Source organism: Rhodococcus sp. 05-339-2 (genome assembly GCF_002258965.1).
GTDB lineage: Bacteria > Actinomycetota > Actinomycetes > Mycobacteriales > Mycobacteriaceae > Rhodococcoides.
Map to the genome: position 1 here is coordinate 194,748 of NZ_NOYW01000002.1, position 15,875 is coordinate 210,622.

The 15,875-nt window shown below is 64.4% G+C and carries 11 protein-coding genes; 2 read left to right on the forward strand and 9 right to left on the reverse strand.

Annotated elements, in window-relative coordinates; all coding sequences use genetic code 11:
* The first annotated feature begins 9 nt into the window (after window positions 1-9).
* Complete coding sequence (locus CH273_RS01010; protein ID WP_032393566.1) at window positions 10-2,796, forward strand: hypothetical protein; 2,787 nt, start codon at window positions 10-12, stop codon at window positions 2,794-2,796.
* Window positions 2,797-2,983: 187 nt separating this feature from the next.
* On the opposite strand, the gene CH273_RS01015 is transcribed toward CH273_RS01010, so the two are convergent.
* On the reverse strand, window positions 2,984-4,456 hold the full coding sequence (locus CH273_RS01015) for a hypothetical protein (protein WP_032393567.1): 1,473 nt from the start codon (window positions 4,454-4,456) through the stop codon (window positions 2,984-2,986).
* Between the two features lie 228 nt (window positions 4,457-4,684).
* Here CH273_RS01015 and CH273_RS01020 point away from each other — a divergent pair, with 228 nt between their 5' ends.
* Window positions 4,685-5,467 carry a hypothetical protein gene (locus CH273_RS01020; RefSeq protein ID WP_032393568.1) on the forward strand — a complete coding sequence of 261 codons (783 nt, stop codon included), beginning with the start codon at window positions 4,685-4,687 and terminating at the stop codon, window positions 5,465-5,467.
* A gap of 102 nt (window positions 5,468-5,569) precedes the next feature.
* On the opposite strand, the gene CH273_RS01025 is transcribed toward CH273_RS01020, so the two are convergent.
* From CH273_RS01025 to CH273_RS01065, 8 genes are all read right to left on the reverse strand, one after another.
* Window positions 5,570-6,007, reverse strand: coding sequence for a hypothetical protein (locus CH273_RS01025; RefSeq protein WP_032393569.1), 438 nt, complete (start codon window positions 6,005-6,007; stop codon window positions 5,570-5,572).
* Window positions 6,008-6,048: 41 nt separating this feature from the next.
* Window positions 6,049-6,918: a hypothetical protein gene (locus CH273_RS01030; protein ID WP_032393570.1), complete on the reverse strand. Its 870-nt coding sequence runs from the start codon at window positions 6,916-6,918 to the stop codon at window positions 6,049-6,051.
* Window positions 6,919-6,970: 52 nt separating this feature from the next.
* The gene (locus tag CH273_RS01035) at window positions 6,971-7,582 is read right to left on the reverse strand and encodes a DUF4913 domain-containing protein (RefSeq protein ID WP_230596587.1); all 612 of its coding nucleotides are present in this window, start codon (window positions 7,580-7,582) and stop codon (window positions 6,971-6,973) included.
* Complete coding sequence (locus CH273_RS01040) at window positions 7,579-9,486, reverse strand: type IV secretory system conjugative DNA transfer family protein (RefSeq protein ID WP_032393571.1); 1,908 nt, start codon at window positions 9,484-9,486, stop codon at window positions 7,579-7,581. Before CH273_RS01040 ends, CH273_RS01035 begins: the two co-directional genes overlap by 4 nt.
* Window positions 9,487-9,756: 270 nt before the next feature.
* Window positions 9,757-12,006 carry a peptidoglycan DD-metalloendopeptidase family protein gene (locus CH273_RS28350; RefSeq protein WP_371828349.1) on the reverse strand — a complete coding sequence of 750 codons (2,250 nt, stop codon included), beginning with the start codon at window positions 12,004-12,006 and terminating at the stop codon, window positions 9,757-9,759.
* 4 nt (window positions 12,007-12,010) lie between these two features.
* Complete coding sequence (locus tag CH273_RS01055) at window positions 12,011-12,319, reverse strand: hypothetical protein (protein ID WP_032393572.1); 309 nt, start codon at window positions 12,317-12,319, stop codon at window positions 12,011-12,013.
* Window positions 12,316-14,025, reverse strand: coding sequence for a hypothetical protein (locus CH273_RS01060; protein ID WP_176457433.1), 1,710 nt, complete (start codon window positions 14,023-14,025; stop codon window positions 12,316-12,318). The genes CH273_RS01055 and CH273_RS01060 overlap by 4 nt, the downstream gene beginning before the upstream one ends.
* Window positions 14,026-14,053: 28 nt before the next feature.
* Window positions 14,054-15,541 (reverse strand): SCO6880 family protein, encoded by a 1,488-nt coding sequence (locus CH273_RS01065; RefSeq protein WP_032393573.1) that lies wholly within the window; start codon window positions 15,539-15,541, stop codon window positions 14,054-14,056.
* Window positions 15,542-15,875 lie beyond the last annotated feature (334 nt).

Genomic DNA, 15,875 nt, shown 5'->3' on the forward strand with positions numbered 1-15,875 from the left:
AATGCGTTGATGCGGCCGGAGCTCACACACGTACTGTCGTTGCCGAACCCCATCATCGTGGTCAGCGGTGACACTGGCACCGGAAAATCCTCGATACTCGGCGCGCACCAAACACATCGCGCGGCCGGCGGCGTGATTGCACCGCCACCCACCACATGCTCGTGGGACGGTGGCGCGCTGCAGGTGGCACTCCTCGAGGGTCTCGTCTCTGCTCTCAGCACGTCCATCCTGGACCGTACGTTGTGGCGCAAAGTCCAACACCGGTTCGACATGGCGAGCAAGCAGATGGCTGCGGAGCTAGGAAAAAGCTTCGCGAAGGCTGTCACTCAAGAACTGATGGCCTTGGTCAAGGGTCGTCTGGGCGAGCATGTTGGCGAGGGGGCTGCCGCGTTCCTCAAAGGACTCCGGCGTGACACCACCGAGGAGATGCGGCGAGATCTTCAGACCCGCAGTGATAGCAACGTCGTAAAGCTTCTCGTCCGTCTATGCGACGAGGTGGCCAGCGTTTTGAAGCGAGATTTGATCCTCGCGATCGACGAGTGCCAACGACTGACAGATGATGATCAGCGCACATTGGCGAGTCTGGTTCTGGCACCGCCTAAACGAACGCAGCTCGTCCTAGGCTGGTCTTCTGCAGCCCACCACCCGCAGGTCGGTCTGGCACGTCTGCGCGAAGCAGGATGCGGCGAAGCGGTCGTAGACGGACTCGACCATGCAGGTGTCAGATCCATGCTGACACGAGCTGGTCTTTCGACGACTCATACAGACCGAGTTCATTTTCTCAGCAACGGATTCCCGCTCATCATCGAAGGTTTGATCGGCCAACTTCGTAGTGGAGGATCCCTCGACGAATACACACCCCCTACCGCCTTCGTCCTGTCCCTCGAACACGCACTGGCCCGACTTCCCGCAGACGCACAGGTCGCAGCCCGCCAACTAGCGGTCTACGAGCTGCCCCCAAACGAACGCACCATCGCCAGCTACCTCGACCTCACTGCGACCCAATGGGGCGTCTTACGGACAGCTCTCGAACGAGAGAGCATTCTCAGTATCGACCGCAACGGACAGATGTGGTTTCACGAGAGCCGCCGTGGTCATCTCTGGAACTTCATGCTCAGCGATACTGAACGCGAAGAGATTGGCGAACCGGCGTACCGAGCCCTCCTCGACGAGTACCGACGAGACAGTATCGAATTCAGTGGTTTGATGGTGCCGATCGCACGGACAGCCGCCTTCGCGCTCACCAGTCAAGTCGACAACCCCGCCCTCAGTACCATCCTGCGGTTGAACTCGGCGGAGCTGGCAGTTCTTGCAGCTCTGATCGAACTGGAGACCACTCATCCGGGTGGCGTGTGGACCCCTCCCGAACCAGCACTGATATATGCGCACAACAGGTTCGGGGCCGATCGTGGAGAAGCGCTTACGGCAATCCCAGTGCTACTAGAACAGGGCCTCATCGCGACAGCTGATGAAGACATTCAAATCAATCCGGACCCGCATGTTGTGGTCACTCTCGATGCAGATCCGGACGACCAAACTCGAATCGTTCTACACGGACGAATCCAAGATGTTTTGGGGAAAAGCATGGTCCCTCAGATCACCAACCGGGTCGTGCACGAACATTACGAGCAGCTGCGAGTTGAATCGACGTTGGTGCTGACCGACCCGGGACGTACCGACGCAAGCGAACTATTGGACCGAGCGAACGAGCATCCGTTGTATCGATTCAACATGCTGACTGGATCCGTCTATCCGGTCTTGGCTGTGTGGGTCGACTATGGAGGCCAACCCATCAGCATGTCGTCAATTTTCAACAACACGGTGAATCGACGAGACGCGAAAGCATCAGCGCTGACTGTCGATACCGTCGCATACGGTCGCCGCGTCAAAACGGTCAGAGTCTTCGAGGACCAGGCATCGACCATCCCGTCGCATCGGCTATTCCAAGCAGTTCACCTGGCAACAGGACGACCCATAGCGTCCGACGGCGCTGAGAAGTGGTGGATGGAGAACCCGGGACCTGCATTGCCGATGCGTGAATACGCCTACCGTCGCGCCGCACTCGTGGACATCCTTCGCAACAACGTCAGCGATGTCGAACGCGAGATCTATGCGCTGACCGAGCCCCGTGGATACGCCGTAGGACAAAGCCTCGACGAAACATACTTCTTCGTCGAACTGCGAGGAACATCTCGAGTGATCGAGCTGACGGAGTCGCAGCTCGGGATCTTGCAGGACGACGGTCCTTTCCGTTTTGCGCGGCTCGAACACCATCTCGCCTTGAGACCCGGAGAGCGAACGCATCACATCAACGAACGGGTCCAGCCTGCAGGACTGATCGACGATCCCGTCGTCGACCTTCTGGAAGACTTCTGGAACACCGCGCGGCGGTTCAACCGACTTCAGCCACCCCAGAAGATCAAGATGAAAGCTGGTGGGCTCAGCCAACTCCTACGTTCTGCACACATCAGAACAGCGGCTCTTGCTCGAACGCTGTCGGAACAACTTACGATCGGTGGAGAACGGGGACATCGGCCCCAACACGCGCTCCGGGTTGCCGTCCATCTCGGGAACACGGAAGTCCCATCACTGGTCGCATACAGCCAGCCAATCGGGGACCCCACCGACGTCCAGATCAAATTCGCGCAGCGGACATCCAACCCTAGGAATGCTGCTGACCTCTACTCGAATTTGTACGGCGACGACGAATCGGTAGACATCTACGGAGACGAAGCGCAGGCCGCCATCGCGACGCTCCTCGGGTTCAACTCCGACGAGATCGAATTGATTGCGTGAGTCTCGCCGCGCTTGAGCAGGGCCTCCGGGAAGACGGTAAAACCCTCTGGTGCAGTGGCAGCCGCACAACTGCTCGTTGCAACGTCCACGTGAACCGTCCGTTGAGGTAGCTCAGTGGCGGAATGGAAGACGTGACTGGTTCTGAAGTCTTGTAAATCGAAAGTCGGCATTGCTCTGCGCAACGTCGTCACCATCGGACCGTTCGAGCTTCGGACCCGTCGGGGCGCAGGACGTATCCACGGGTGAAGCCGTGACGCCCCGTGACTTCGTGCTCGTATTCGATCTCGATAACACGTTCAGGCTTGACCCAGGTGAAGTTCTTTCCGCCGATGTCGGATGAGGATGAGAACGGAGAATCGTCTTGCTTTATGAGATTCAAGGCAGCTATGAGGCCGCCGATCCGTTTGTCGGCCCCGGTTGCGCCTCGCGGTATGGCGTTGGCTGCACCGAGGTACTCGAATCGGGTAGCGGTGATGAATTGTCCGGTGAGAATCGTGAGTACACGACCCTCGGCGTCGGAGGTGTAGCCGCCGACTACTACTTTCTTCCGGGGGTACTCGAATTGGTCCTGGATCCATTCGGGCGCACTGTCGAGGTCCACGGCTTCGCCCCGGCCGTGATCGATCATCAGCTTTCTGGCTGCCGCTTTGAGATGGTCGACGAACTTCTTCGCATCGTCGTCCCCGGGGCGGGTAGTGGCGGAAACCCAGTACCAGAGACGTTGACCGTCTTTGTTTACGAGGGGAATCCATTTCTTCTTCTCAGCGCACCCGCCCCCGAGCAAACCGTTGGCATCGAACTGCAATGCGACGTCACTAGGTAGGACGGGGGTACCCATTCCGTGCGCGGCGGCCATCAACAGCACCTTCGACTCGAATTCGGATCGCCGCTCGGTCAGATGGACGCTGGCGGCCTTGGCAGCGGCGTTGAGCGCTTGGCGTGATCGGGTTTCCTTGGGAGCGGTGAGGATGGGGACGCCTCGCAGATCTTCGATCGGGTATTCCGATCGCTGGTCGATCTCGTCGACTTGAACTTCGAGCCAGGCCCGGTACAGGTCTTCTGTGTGGATTTTATGCCTGAGCTGTTTGTACTGGGGGGAGTCTTTCGCGTCGCGAACAAAGGGAAGTCCGACCACGACGTCGTAGTAGCCGGCGACCATCGGTCGGATGCCGCGGGCCATGAAGTGGTCTGGTGCCCGATGATGCTCACCGAGAACTTTCAGTTCGGTCCGATAGTGGCTCGGTCTGCTCCCATCGGAGGCGTTCTTCGAGACCACTTTCTCGAATGTCAGCGCGGCGGGCGCTACAGCGGGCGTGTGATGCGGGAGGTGAAGGACTCGGACGTGTTGTGCTGGCCGATTCTCGTGGAGCGAGTTCAGTTTGTCGATGATGTCAGCGAAGTCTTGACGCATCTTCTGCCCGCGTGCGGAAAGCGACAGTTCGTCACCGTCGACGTTGCGTTTGACCAATGCGAGCTCGGGGTTGCTGCTGCCGAACAGGCGCTCCACTTTCGTGATCCGGTCTTCGACTGCTTGCGTATTGATGCCGAGAGCAGATGCGACGGACGAGAGATCCTTCTTGGTGTCGATGACGTCGAGAATTGCGAGTGCCGGATCGTACAGCGACTCGGGCCTACTCCAGTCGATCGGGCGTCTTCCCATCCGCTGAACGGTAGCGGTACGGCCGGTGCGGTGCGTTAAAACGAGGGATCGGTTTTTGAAAATAAAAAAACAAGTTTACTCATTTTATTCAGCCGGCAAGCATGCATCGTCCCTGGTCAGTCGGCATTTTTGAAGGTAATAATTGACGGCACACCCCCATGGCCGGGGGTGTGCCGTCCGATTCAGCTCTCCAGCCTTCTACGACGAGGAGTAGCCATGCTTCATCCTATGCGGATTGGTTCGATTCCGATCCCCTTCAACATGTACTTTCGTGGGCGCACCGTGCGGGCTGCGGTGCGCATTCCGATCCTGTTTCCTCGAGCATCGTTCCAGGCAGCGGGGGCCGCCCACTCCATCTGGATCGCATCGAGCATGGCTGGGACCACTCTGCTGACGAATCAACTTGTTCCTGTCGTACTGGTGGGGATGATCGCAGTGATGATGGCAGCGGCTGCGAACAGGTCGCGCCTCGCGATCGTTCCGGTGTCAGCAGCGGCGGTCAACGTCGCACTCTGGGTCCACCTCGAACAACCTCTCGTCGCCCTGATCCTGGTGGTCCTGATCGCGGCGTCAGTTGGCGTCGCGGCCGCCAGGAGGCGACGCCCATCATTCGAGATCAGGGTGCCTTTCTGGTTCACCGACGCCGTGGGCGGACGCCACACCGCTGGCGATGGGAATTCCGCTGCCTTCGGCCTCACGATTCACGTCCCCAGCGCGACGTTCCAAGCCGCAGCAGCTGCCCACTCGCTGGCGATTGTCGCAGCCATGGCGGGGTTCGATCTCGGTAACGTCCAGGTGGCAGGAGCGCTCGGTGGGCTAGCACTCGCCATCGTGTGCATCGCGTACAAGACGTCGTTGCTCGCGATTCCCGCCGCGGCAACCGTCGTCAACGCTCTCCACTGGCACCTTGCAGGCTCTGACGCCCTCGCCCTCGTACTCGGTGTTCTGCTCATCGGAGCGGCGAGTATCGCGGGGGTCCGGCACACGGTGATCCGCCTGCTGGCCGAGTAGTCGCGGCGTACCGGATGTTCTAGCGCGTTCACGTACATTCGCCCCCCTTGCCCCGTGTTCCCGGAACCCTTTGAGGTCACGGAACACGGGGCTTTCGTCGTTCTACGGAGCGATCCAGATGTAGTTCGATACGGCGAATGCTCGCTGGGGGAGTACGGAGACGGTCACCCAGCTTGCGCCGAGTCCGGCGTCGACGGTGATGGTGGCGGGGCCTCCGTCGAGGGGGAGTTGTGCGGAGTGGGTGAACGGGGCGATGCCGTTGACCCAGTCGACCTGGATGGTCGTTCCGCAGCCCGGACGTGCTCCGAGGTCTCCGCGGGGTGTGGCGGTGATGGTCAGTTGGCCGGGGTGGGTGCGGTCGGTGGTGCGGTCGATGTGGATGGGTCCGTTGCAGCCGCCGTTGTCTCCGACGGTGACGATGTCGTCGCCGGTCAGGCTCGGGGTTGCAGGTGGCACGTCCGCTGCTGCGAGACCGGTCCCGCCGATCAATGCTGCGGCGGTGATGGCTGCGGTGGCGACAGTGCGGGTGATGGTGTTCATGGGTTCTCCTGTGTTGGATGGGTGTTGGGCGTGAAAGAAGGTCAGCGGCCGGAACGTTCGCGGTCGGTGTGCTTTCCGTTGCCGGGACGTCCTTTGCGTGCTCGAGGTGATTTCGTCGAAGGCACTGTGATGGCTCCGGCGGGTGCGCCCTGGCAGATGTCTGCGGAGATCCGCGCGGCGATCGCTTCGTCGTCGACGCCGGCCGCGCGCATGTCCGAGGCGAACTGCTCGCGGCGTGCGGCGCTGTCGTAGCTGTGATCGGCTTCAGCACGTCGGTCTGTCTCCTGCGACCGCTCAGTGTGCTCTGAGTTCTGGTCCCGGGCCTCACGTTCGCTCAGCGGCTGGGCCTCTTCGTTTTCTATGCCAGGGCCGGATCCGTAGCCGTCCTGTGCGTGCCGCTGCTGCGTTTCGGCGTCCTGGTGCTCGGCGTCGGCGATGAGTGCTGCGGCCTGGGCGCGATCGAGTCCTGCCGCTCTGTCGGAGTTCTGGGCGAGGGCATGTTTACGCTGGCTGTCGTCGATGAACGCTCGGGCCCCGCGGTCATCGGTGATGTCGACGCCGTATCGACGATGAACTTCGCTGCGGACCGTTGCTGCGGCTTGCGTGGCGATCTCCGACTCGCTTTCCCAGGCCTTGGCCTGCTCGTAGACGGTCGTGATGTCGTGAGGTGTCGCCCGGTCCCACCACTGAGGGTCGAGAGGCCTGCGGAGCTGGGTTTCGGCGGCGATCCGTTCGGTGCGGAGCCGTTCGCTGTATTCGCGCGCAGCTTGGTTGCTGTGCTGTTCGGCCTCGCGTGACTGCTGTTCACGTCGGCGGGCGCTCTGTTCGGCGAAACGGGATGCGAGCTGCATCCCGACGCGGAACACCATCCCCACTTCTCTACTGGCGGAGCCGAGCTCGTCATCGGACATGTGGTGTCACCTTTCAATTGGCGGTCCGGCTCGTTACCGGATCGGATGGGGGTCAGCGCTGTCGCTGGTCGGGGAACATCGCTGGCGGCGCGGGGTCCACGGGCAGCGGATGCAGCCGGTCGGAGTGTCCGGTGCGGGTATCGCAGTTCTGGAAGGGGCCGTCGGAGGCGAAGAGCTTTTCCATGTGGTGGTCGGCGTGATCGCGCAGCCACACGCTCATGCCGGTGTGTGGGTCCTTGCGCAGGTGCTCGAACGATCGCCACAGCGCTTCGAGGCGGGCGACGGCTTCGGCGTGCCGCCACCACTGCGGGCACCAGCATCGGTGCGGTACGTCTTCGACCTCGCGGCGGTAGAGGACGGCGAGGTGGTCGCGCACGAACTCCTCGACCGACCCGAACTTGAGCGGTTCGGGCTCGTTGCCGGCCGCGTCTATCGCGGCGTCGAGCTCGGCTTCCATCCGAGCCCGTGTCGCCTCGGCGAGCTGGTGGTGCAGCTCGGGGGTCAGGAGCTCCTCGAACTGTGCGGCGGCGATCGCGTCGACTTCGGCGCTCAGGCGTCGGTCGACGCCCGCCTGGACCCGGGCCCGCATCGGCTCGCTCAACGATCCCGCGGCCGCTTCGGTGGCTGTGTCGTCGAGGCCGTCGAAGCTGAAATCCTCGCTCACGCTGCACCTTCCTTGGTCAGGTCGACGCTCCCGACGAGGGTGACTGCGCCGGCGAGGGTGCGATCGGCTTCGGGGTCGTGGACTCTGATGGACGCGACGACTGCGGCCTGGTTCGGTCCTTCCCACCACGGCACGGTCCGCACGAGAACCGGTGTGTTCCCCGATGACCGGACGATGGCGCGTCCGCGGGGGAGGGCTTCGAGTTCGGCTTCGGTGAAGGTGCGTTGTTTGGTACGCGAGCGTGAGACGCTGCGGCCATGATCGCTCGTGGAGACCGATCCACTGATTTCCCAGTGATCACCGATCGCGGTGGACATGTTGCGGAGGAATTCGCCGTCGTCGATCGCGACGCCGCCGCCGTAGACGCGGACGTTGGCAGCGGACCAGAGCTTGCGCATTCCTTCTGTGCCCCAAACATTTACACCTTGGGACCAGGACTGGAGGACGGCCATGATGATGATGCCGCGGGAGCCGTAGTGGCTGTAGAGGCCGGGTAGTTTCGCCCAGCGCACGACGTTGGCGACCTCGTCGAGCGGTGCGAGGAGAGGGACGGGGAGACGACCTTTGGGGGAGGTGGTGGCGAGCTGTTCGGCGGCGTCGATGATGGCCACGGTCAAGGCGGTGACCAGGGGACCGGCGGAGCCGTTTCCTTCGCGGGAGAGGCTGTACATCGTGCCGCCCTCGGCGACGAACGCCCGCGGGTCGAAGTGCGGGCGAGTATCGCCGGGTCCGCTCGCACGGATCCACGGGTGCACTGCGGAGAGCTTGAGCGATCGAATCATCTTCTTGGCGGTGGTGAAGACGCCGGATCGCTGCTTCTCGGTCTGGTTGTACTGTGCGGCAAGGCCATCCGCTTGCAAGCGGTATCGGCCGTCGGCGGTCCCTCGGAGGATCTCGACGGGCTCCTTGTTCTTCTCCTGCGTTGCCCAGGTGTAGACGTCGGTGATCGGGCGCCCGGCCACCGCGGCGGCGAGGATCAGCCCGGCGAGCAGGTCCTGGCCCTCGGGGTCGAAGAACGGGTCCTTCTTGGCTTCGACCCCGTCGTCGCCGGAGGCGAAGTGTTCGGCGAGGTCGGCGGCCTTGACTTCGTCGGTGACCCAGGTCAGCGGGTTCCACCACCAGCTGGGCTGTTCGTCGGCGACCTGCTGCGGGTCGAACACCCACACCGGGCGCCGCTCGAGGGACTCGACGGACACCATGCCCTTGGCCGGGACGGCCTTACTGTCGCCGTAGGTGCTCCAGTCCACCGCCGCGGCCTTGACCGGTTCCCCGGTGACGCGGTCGAGAAGGCGCACGCTGCGCCAGAGCCGCGTCGCGTCGACGACGTCGCGTTTGTTGGAGGTGGTGATCACCCCGCCCGGGGCGTCGAGAATCGCCGGGATGACCCGCGAGGAGGACTTACCGGTCCGCGGCCCCCAGATGTCGCAGTGCAGATCCTCGTAACTGCCGCGCAGCATCTGCTTGGAGAGCAGGTGACGGCCGACCTGGACGCCGGGTACCTGTGTGGGTGTCAGCTCGATCGCCAGGTCCGCTGCTTTGCGTCTGCATCCTTTCTCGCTGAGCGATTCGATGTCGCGGCCACGGCCGAGGTGGCGGGCCTTGTCGTCGACGCGGGTTTTCTTGCTCCGGTAGCGACCGAGCAGCACCAGCGCTCCGACCGCCGCCGCGAGCAGCACCAGTGCGGAGAGGACGACGACGATCGTCGAGCCGGTCTGCCATACGAGATCGCCGCGGAACAGGCGTTTGGCGATGGCGATGGGATTGTCCGGGGCGGGTTGGTCGGTGCCCAGGTGAATGCCGGCCCACAGTCCGCCTCCGGCGAGGGCGGCGACGGCGGCACCGAAGCCGAGCAGGACCAGGGAGCCGTCGGTGGTGGCGGGGTCTTTGACGCTGCGAGTGCTCATGTGGGGAGTCCTTCTCGTTGGTGGGCGGGTGTGTCAGGAGACTTCGACGATGGCGGTGATGGTGACGGTGAAGCCGGGGGCGGTGCGTCGATCCCGGTGGATCGGCTACCTGGAGCGGTGTCACGGCGTGCGAATGGCCCTGTACGGCAACGAATGTGTGGCCTCGTTCGAGCTCGTCGATGTAGCCGACCATGGTGTCGGCTGCGATCTGCAGGGCGGGGGCGGGAGAAGGCCCGGCGGCGGTGCCGTGGCCGTAGAGGACCAGGAAGCTCATCGCACAGCCACCGCGTTGACGCGCCACACGCCGAGTTTGGTTGCGGTGAAGTATGCCGCGAAGGTGTTGGTTCCCAGTGTCTTTCCGTCGGGGGTCGTGGCGGTTTGGGTGACGGTGACCACGCGTGAGACTCGTCCGCTCTGATCGGCGGGATGGTCGTCGCCGCCGATCGCGGCGACCGCGATGACGCGGGCACCTGCCTGTGCCCAGTCCTGCCACTGGTTGCCGGTGATCGGGGCGAGGGCGATGAACGAGGCGGCGTTGTCGGCGTAGTAGCGCTCGTCGAACAGCGGCTGCGCCCGCTTCGCTGCGGCGAGCTGGTTGGGCTCGTCTGCCGGGGTGTAGGAGAACAGAGTGGTCGCGGCGGCCAGCATGACCTGTTCGGGATCGGTCTGGTCGACCCCGGCGAAGGCCTGTGGCAGGTCCGGGGTCGAGGGCGCGGGTAGCGAGGTCGTCGGTCCGCCGGCATCGAGAGGATGGTCGCCGGTGTCCTGACCGGAGTCGTCGCTGCCGCAGCCGCCGATGACCAAGGTGAGGGCCGCCAGCAGGGCCAAAGCGGCGCGTCGGTGGGTGCGTGGTGTGGTGTTCATCCGAAATCTCCTGACGTACATGTCTTCTCCGGCCCAGCCGGAGAGCGGCATGATCGAGACGGTTTGGCCGGACTGGGGGGCGTTGAGGAGCATGTCCTGGCCGCCTTCGGTGCCGGTGTAGATACCGACGTGGTGGGTGTTGCCTCCGGAGCCGAAGTAGATGAGGTCTCCGGGTTGCTTGTCCTCGAACGGGATCGGTTGTCCCCGTGGGTCGCCCAGCTGTCCGGGGTTGGAGGTGTCGCCGGTGTAGTGCGGGAGTGTGATCTTTCCGCCCGATGCTTGGAAGACGGCGTAGAGGGTCAATCCGGAGCAGTCGAATCCGGTTTTGGAGGTGTCGCCGTTCGCGTCGGCTGCGCCTCCGCCGTCGCTGATTCCTCGGGTCGGACCGCTCGAATCTCCGCCTCCCCATGCGTAGGGTGTGCCGATCCATCTCGACGCTGCGGCAATGACATTGGCTCCGAATGGACCGCCGGGGACGAAGGTCGGTCCTCCGCTCGATCCGCCGGCAGGCGGGGTGCAGGCACCGGGGGCGGTACCGCCGTCGACGACGGCGGTGGCCACCGCGCCGGTGCCGTTGTTGGCGATCGCTGCGAGGTCGTCGGCGGTCAGGTCGGCGCGGGCACCTTTGAACTGTGCGTAGAGCTGGCGGGCGAGTGGTTCGTCGTCGGCGTAGGCCCCGGGGTGGCCAGACCCTTGCACTGATTGGGCGGCGTCGGTGACAGCCATCGACTGCCAGCCGGGGATCTTCAGCAGGGCGGTATAGAACTTGATGTTCGCGGTCACTGGATTCATCAGCTCTTCCGTCGTGCCCCAGATCGTCACTTGTTGCTGAAATTGATTGACCGACAGGTGATCCGATCCAATGCCGTCGTGGGGGTAGTTCGTGGAGTCCGGGACATTCGAGCTGGCGAGCATCCGATAGGTCGACTCCTGGCCTTCGGTGGCGAGCGCGACGACGATGCCCTGTTCGGGTACCCCCATCGCCTCGCCGATGGCGACGGTCTGTTTCGCCAGTGCGAGCTGTGCGGCATTGAGGCCGCCCGTTCCTGCACCGGGGGAGCTCGAGGTCTGTGGCTGGGCGGCGGTGCCGGGCTCGGCGGCCTTGGCGACCCACGGCGCGGGGTCGAGTGCGGTTCCAGCACCATCGGGGAGCCGCGCGCCCTCCCACACCTCGAAATGCAGGTGTGCGCCCGTCGATTCGCCGTCGTTGCCGATCTTCCCGATCTCCTGGCCGGCCGAGACGTGCTGGCCGGCAGAGACGAGGACACCGTCGGCGAACATGTGACCGTAGACGGTGGAGTAGGTCCGGCCGTCGATCTCGTGGTCAAGGATGATCCAGTGCCCGAATCCGGCGGCCTCCCCGGCTTCGGCGACACGTCCGTCTGTGAAGGCGTAGATCGGGGTGCCGACCGGGCCGGCGCGGTCGATCCCCTGGTGGACGGTGCCCCACCGGGGGCCGAAACCGGAGCTGTCGGTGGTGGTGTCGCTGGCGGTGGGCTTGACCAGCGACCCGGCCGGCGCGATCGCGCCAGCCGCGGCACCGGACGGGGGAGCGCAGGCGATGGTCGTCGACGCCGGAGCGAGGATCACCACCACGATCAGGACCAGCCCGAGAAGTGTCGCGGCGGTGGCGACGAGAAGTTTCTTGGCGTCCACGTCGCTATGCGCGCCGACCGGTGTGCGGGCCCATTCCTGCAGTCAGGGTGGCGATCAGCTCCGTCGCTGCCGCGAGCTGGACCTTGTGTTCGCGGGCGCGGCGCTCGGCTTGTTCGGTGGTGACGGGGGCGGCGTCGCGGCCGGCGGCCACGACCCAGTTGCGCAGGGTGTTCGGGTGGACCTCGAGGGTTTCGGCGACGAGCTCGATCGCTCTCCACCGGGAGGACACCTCGGTGGCGACCTTGGCGACGGTCTGTACTGCTGCTGCCCGCAGTTCGAGGGTGAGGCGCTTGTACTTTCGTTCGGCGATCATGCGGGCGCTCCTGCTTGCTCAGGGGCGGCGATGTCGGATTCGATGACCTCGCGGACGAGGTTCGCGTCGGCGAACTCACTGAACCGGGAATTGGTGTCGTGGATGCCGGCGTCGATCTCGGCGGCGGAGAAGATCAGCTGTACCGGGATGCCGGGGCTCAATTCGCTCTCGCCGATCTTGATCAGGAACTTGCCGAGTCCGGATGGGGGCTCGATCGGCTCGTCGTGTTTGCGGCGATCTCCGGTCATGGGCGGCGGCGCGGACCATCCGCTGACCATGTCGGATTCGGTGGCCGTGAACTTGACGATGCCGGCCAGGCGTTCGACTTCTTTTTCCGGGATCGGGCCGATGACCTTGACGCGGGCGCGTTCGAGGAAGCCCAGGGCTTTGTTCGCCGATCCGGTCGTGGACTGCGATTCGAGGTCGGTGATGGTGTGGGTGATCATCCACAGCGCGGTGGCAATGGCTCGGTTCAAGCGGGTGAGGGCGTTGACGCGGTCGACCATGAAATCGCCCAGACCCAGGACCTGCCAGAGCTCGTCCATGATGGCCTGGAAGTAGCGCTGCGGTCCCAGCCCCGCGTCGGCGAGGGCGTGTGCGGCTTCGATGGCGGCGAAGCCGTCGGACCAGCACACGAGCATCACGGCCGCTTTGAGTTTGGTGTCGCCTTCGGCAATGTGCGAGACATCGATGCAGATGGCGACGGCGTCGATATCGATTTCGGTGGTGGTGTGTCCGTTGAACACTTCACCGAACCGGCCTTTGATCAGCCCGCGCAGTGATTGCCGGAGGCGTTTGGTCGAGCGCCGGTACTCCTCGACGGTGTCTTCGCCGGCGTCGGCGATCAGTTCGGGGTGTCCGTCGATGACGAGGGCGAGCAGGTCACCGAGCAGGGGCGGGCGATCGGGGGTGTAGCCCATCTCGCCGTAGAGCAGGTTCAGCGAGGTCGCGAGGATCGTTTCCTCGAAGTCCTGCACCGGGCCGCCGCGGGAGAGTTCGATCAGTCCCGAGACGACCTGGACCTGGCGGCCGCGGAGCTCGGCGAGCATGCGGCGCTGCAGGTCGGGGAACGCGGAGAGCGTGGGGATCACCGATCCCAGGACCCCACCGGCGAGCGGGTTGATGCGTCCGTATCCGTAGCCGAGATCGATCACCTGGCCCCCGACGGCTTCGATTTCCTTGCGGTAGTCGGGCTTGACGTCGGCCAGCACGAGGGTGGTGACGTTCTGTGCGATACCGCCCAGGACCACGCGTCGTACGAACGAGGACTTGCCGTAACCGTTGAGTCCGAGCACGAAGCCCACCGGTGCGGTGATCAGACCTTCGATGAACCAGTTGAGCAGGTCGAAGCAGACCGCGGCGCGGGTGAGCAGGTGTTGCCCGATCGGGGTCCCGATCAGTGGTGCTCCGGCACCGACCGACCACGGCCACAGGCCGGCAGCTTGGACGGAGGTGGCGCGGTACTCGATCTGTCGGCCGACGGTGTTGGTGCGCCCGCCCCCTGGACCGGCGAATCCGCGGTCGGTCAGGCGTAGGGTCGAGCGGGCGAAGCCGTCGGCCGAGGACGAGTAGTCCGCGGCGTCGCGGTTGCGACGGCGGCGGTCGTCGGTGGCGAGCTTGTGTTTGGCCCACATGCTGCGTACGCCGGGACGGTTCGCGGCGACGACCAGGGCCGCGCGGGCGGTGTCGTCGAGGATCTTGACCATGGACGGGTCCCCTTCTCGTCTCGGGTGCTTATCCGGCGAGTGCGCCGGGGAGGGTGGCGTGTTCGGGCAGCACTGCCCCGATGCCGAGGGAGCCGTAGAACCCGGCGGCCTGCCATCGGTAGGCGCGGCGGATCTTGAGACGGCACTGCACCGACAGATCGCGGACGATGGCTTCGATGGCCGGGATGTCGCCGGTGAGGGGCTCGGTGACGGTGATCAGCACCCCGAAGCGCACCAGTCCGTGGCCACGGGCCTGCTCTTCGCGGGCGCGGGAGGTCGATTCGACCTTGATCGAGGCGGTCACCGATCCGATGCCGCGCCCGCCTTGCTCGGCGATGAGTGCGTTCTTGTAGTCGGTGTCGACGATCTTGACCGCATCCGCCGCGGTGTGCGGTCGGTAGACGATCGCGACACGTTTGCGAGGCACGTCGGGATTGGGAGCGAGAATGCGACGAAGGACGCCCTCGTCGACGGCGCTCGCGGGAGCGGAATCCATTTCCCAGGTCACCGACCGGCCACCGTCGTGGACGTACTGGTCGAACTTCTCCTCGTGCGAAACCGGTCCGGCGTCGTCCCAGTGAAGTCCGTGTCCGGCCGAGCTCGACGACGCGCGCTCGAGATCCGCCTGTGAAGCGGGATCGGTGGAGCGCCGGACGAAGGCGACGATGTCGGCCGCAGGCATGGGCCGGACCATCACCGACGCCGATTTGAGGGCCGCGCACAGCCCGGGTAGTCGACGGCTGATCTCGACGGCCTGCTCGGAGGGGTCCTTCTTGCGGGCATCGGTGGTGGCGCGGAAGGTCACTGCGATCCGGGCCTCGAGCTGGACCTGTTCGGTGGGCAGCGACTCGGCGAGGTCGTACATCGAATGCTGAGCCAGGGCAGGCGCATTCGGCGCGGTGTTGCGGCTGACTTCGGCGAGCAACCGGTTACCGGTTTCGGGGACAGTGTCGATGACCGGGACGACGGCCACGATGTCGGAGGTCTGGCCCATCGCGGCGAGTACGACTCCCCATTCGCCGACCCAGTTGTTGATCAGGGACTGATCGACTGCTTCGTCGCCCTGCGGCCAGGCGCGCAGCACCACGGTGTAGCAGTGCTTGGCGGGCATGTGGATCATCCCGAACCGGAACCCGGCGGCATCTTCGCCTTCGTAGAGTTTGGTCGGGGCCATGATGCCCGGGAGGAACGCTTTGCCTCCGGGTAGTTCGGAGAACAACCCGCCTCGGTAGATGTTCTCTTTCCTGCGTCGTGCTCGTATCCACTGCATTCTCAGCACCGTCATTTCGTATCCGGATCGACCATCTCTGCTCCACACCAGCGGTGCGGCAACAACTGTCGCGATTGATGCGACGACCACGCCTGCGCCGAAACCGGCGAACATCATGGTCACCATCACCGAGATCACCAGGACGAACCCGATGATCGTCGCTGCCCATGTCGCACCGAACAATCCGGTGTTTCGAGGCTTGGTCCACCCGTGGTAGAGCAGACCTGCTTCGGTTCTCGTCGCCATCTACTCACTCCTCGGATAGGAAAGAACACGTTGCGCCACAACCGGTGTGGCCGATGTCGGGGTGGTCATCGTGGTATCGCGTGTCGGCTACTGCTGCTGCTGTTGTTCGAGGTTCGGCCACCGGCGAGGTCGTCAGCCGAACGTCCTGCGTCCGCAGCTCCGGATCCCACCGCCTTGGCTGCCTTCGATCCCGACCCGCCGCCCGAGCTGCCGCGAGATCCGTTGGCGCTCTGACTCTGTCGGCCTGATGCCGAGGACGGCGAACCGCCTGGCGAGGGTGGGGTCAGGTTCGGTCGTGGGCTCGTGCGACTTCCACCCCCGCCGCCGCCACCAC

Bases quoted from the DNA above. Each gene is read 5' to 3' on its own strand.
- CH273_RS01010 (WP_032393566.1), top strand. From the start codon at position 10: ATGCGGCCGGAGCTCACACACGTACTGTCGTTGCCGAACCCCATCATC.
- CH273_RS01015 (WP_032393567.1), bottom strand. From the start codon at position 4,456: ATGGGAAGACGCCCGATCGACTGGAGTAGGCCCGAGTCGCTGTACGAT.
- CH273_RS01020 (WP_032393568.1), top strand. From the start codon at position 4,685: ATGCGGATTGGTTCGATTCCGATCCCCTTCAACATGTACTTTCGTGGG.
- CH273_RS01025 (WP_032393569.1), bottom strand. From the start codon at position 6,007: ATGAACACCATCACCCGCACTGTCGCCACCGCAGCCATCACCGCCGCA.
- CH273_RS01030 (WP_032393570.1), bottom strand. From the start codon at position 6,918: ATGTCCGATGACGAGCTCGGCTCCGCCAGTAGAGAAGTGGGGATGGTG.
- CH273_RS01040 (WP_032393571.1), bottom strand. From the start codon at position 9,486: ATGAGCACTCGCAGCGTCAAAGACCCCGCCACCACCGACGGCTCCCTG.
- CH273_RS01055 (WP_032393572.1), bottom strand. From the start codon at position 12,319: ATGATCGCCGAACGAAAGTACAAGCGCCTCACCCTCGAACTGCGGGCA.
- CH273_RS01060 (WP_176457433.1), bottom strand. From the start codon at position 14,025: ATGGTCAAGATCCTCGACGACACCGCCCGCGCGGCCCTGGTCGTCGCC.
- CH273_RS01065 (WP_032393573.1), bottom strand. From the start codon at position 15,541: ATGGCGACGAGAACCGAAGCAGGTCTGCTCTACCACGGGTGGACCAAG.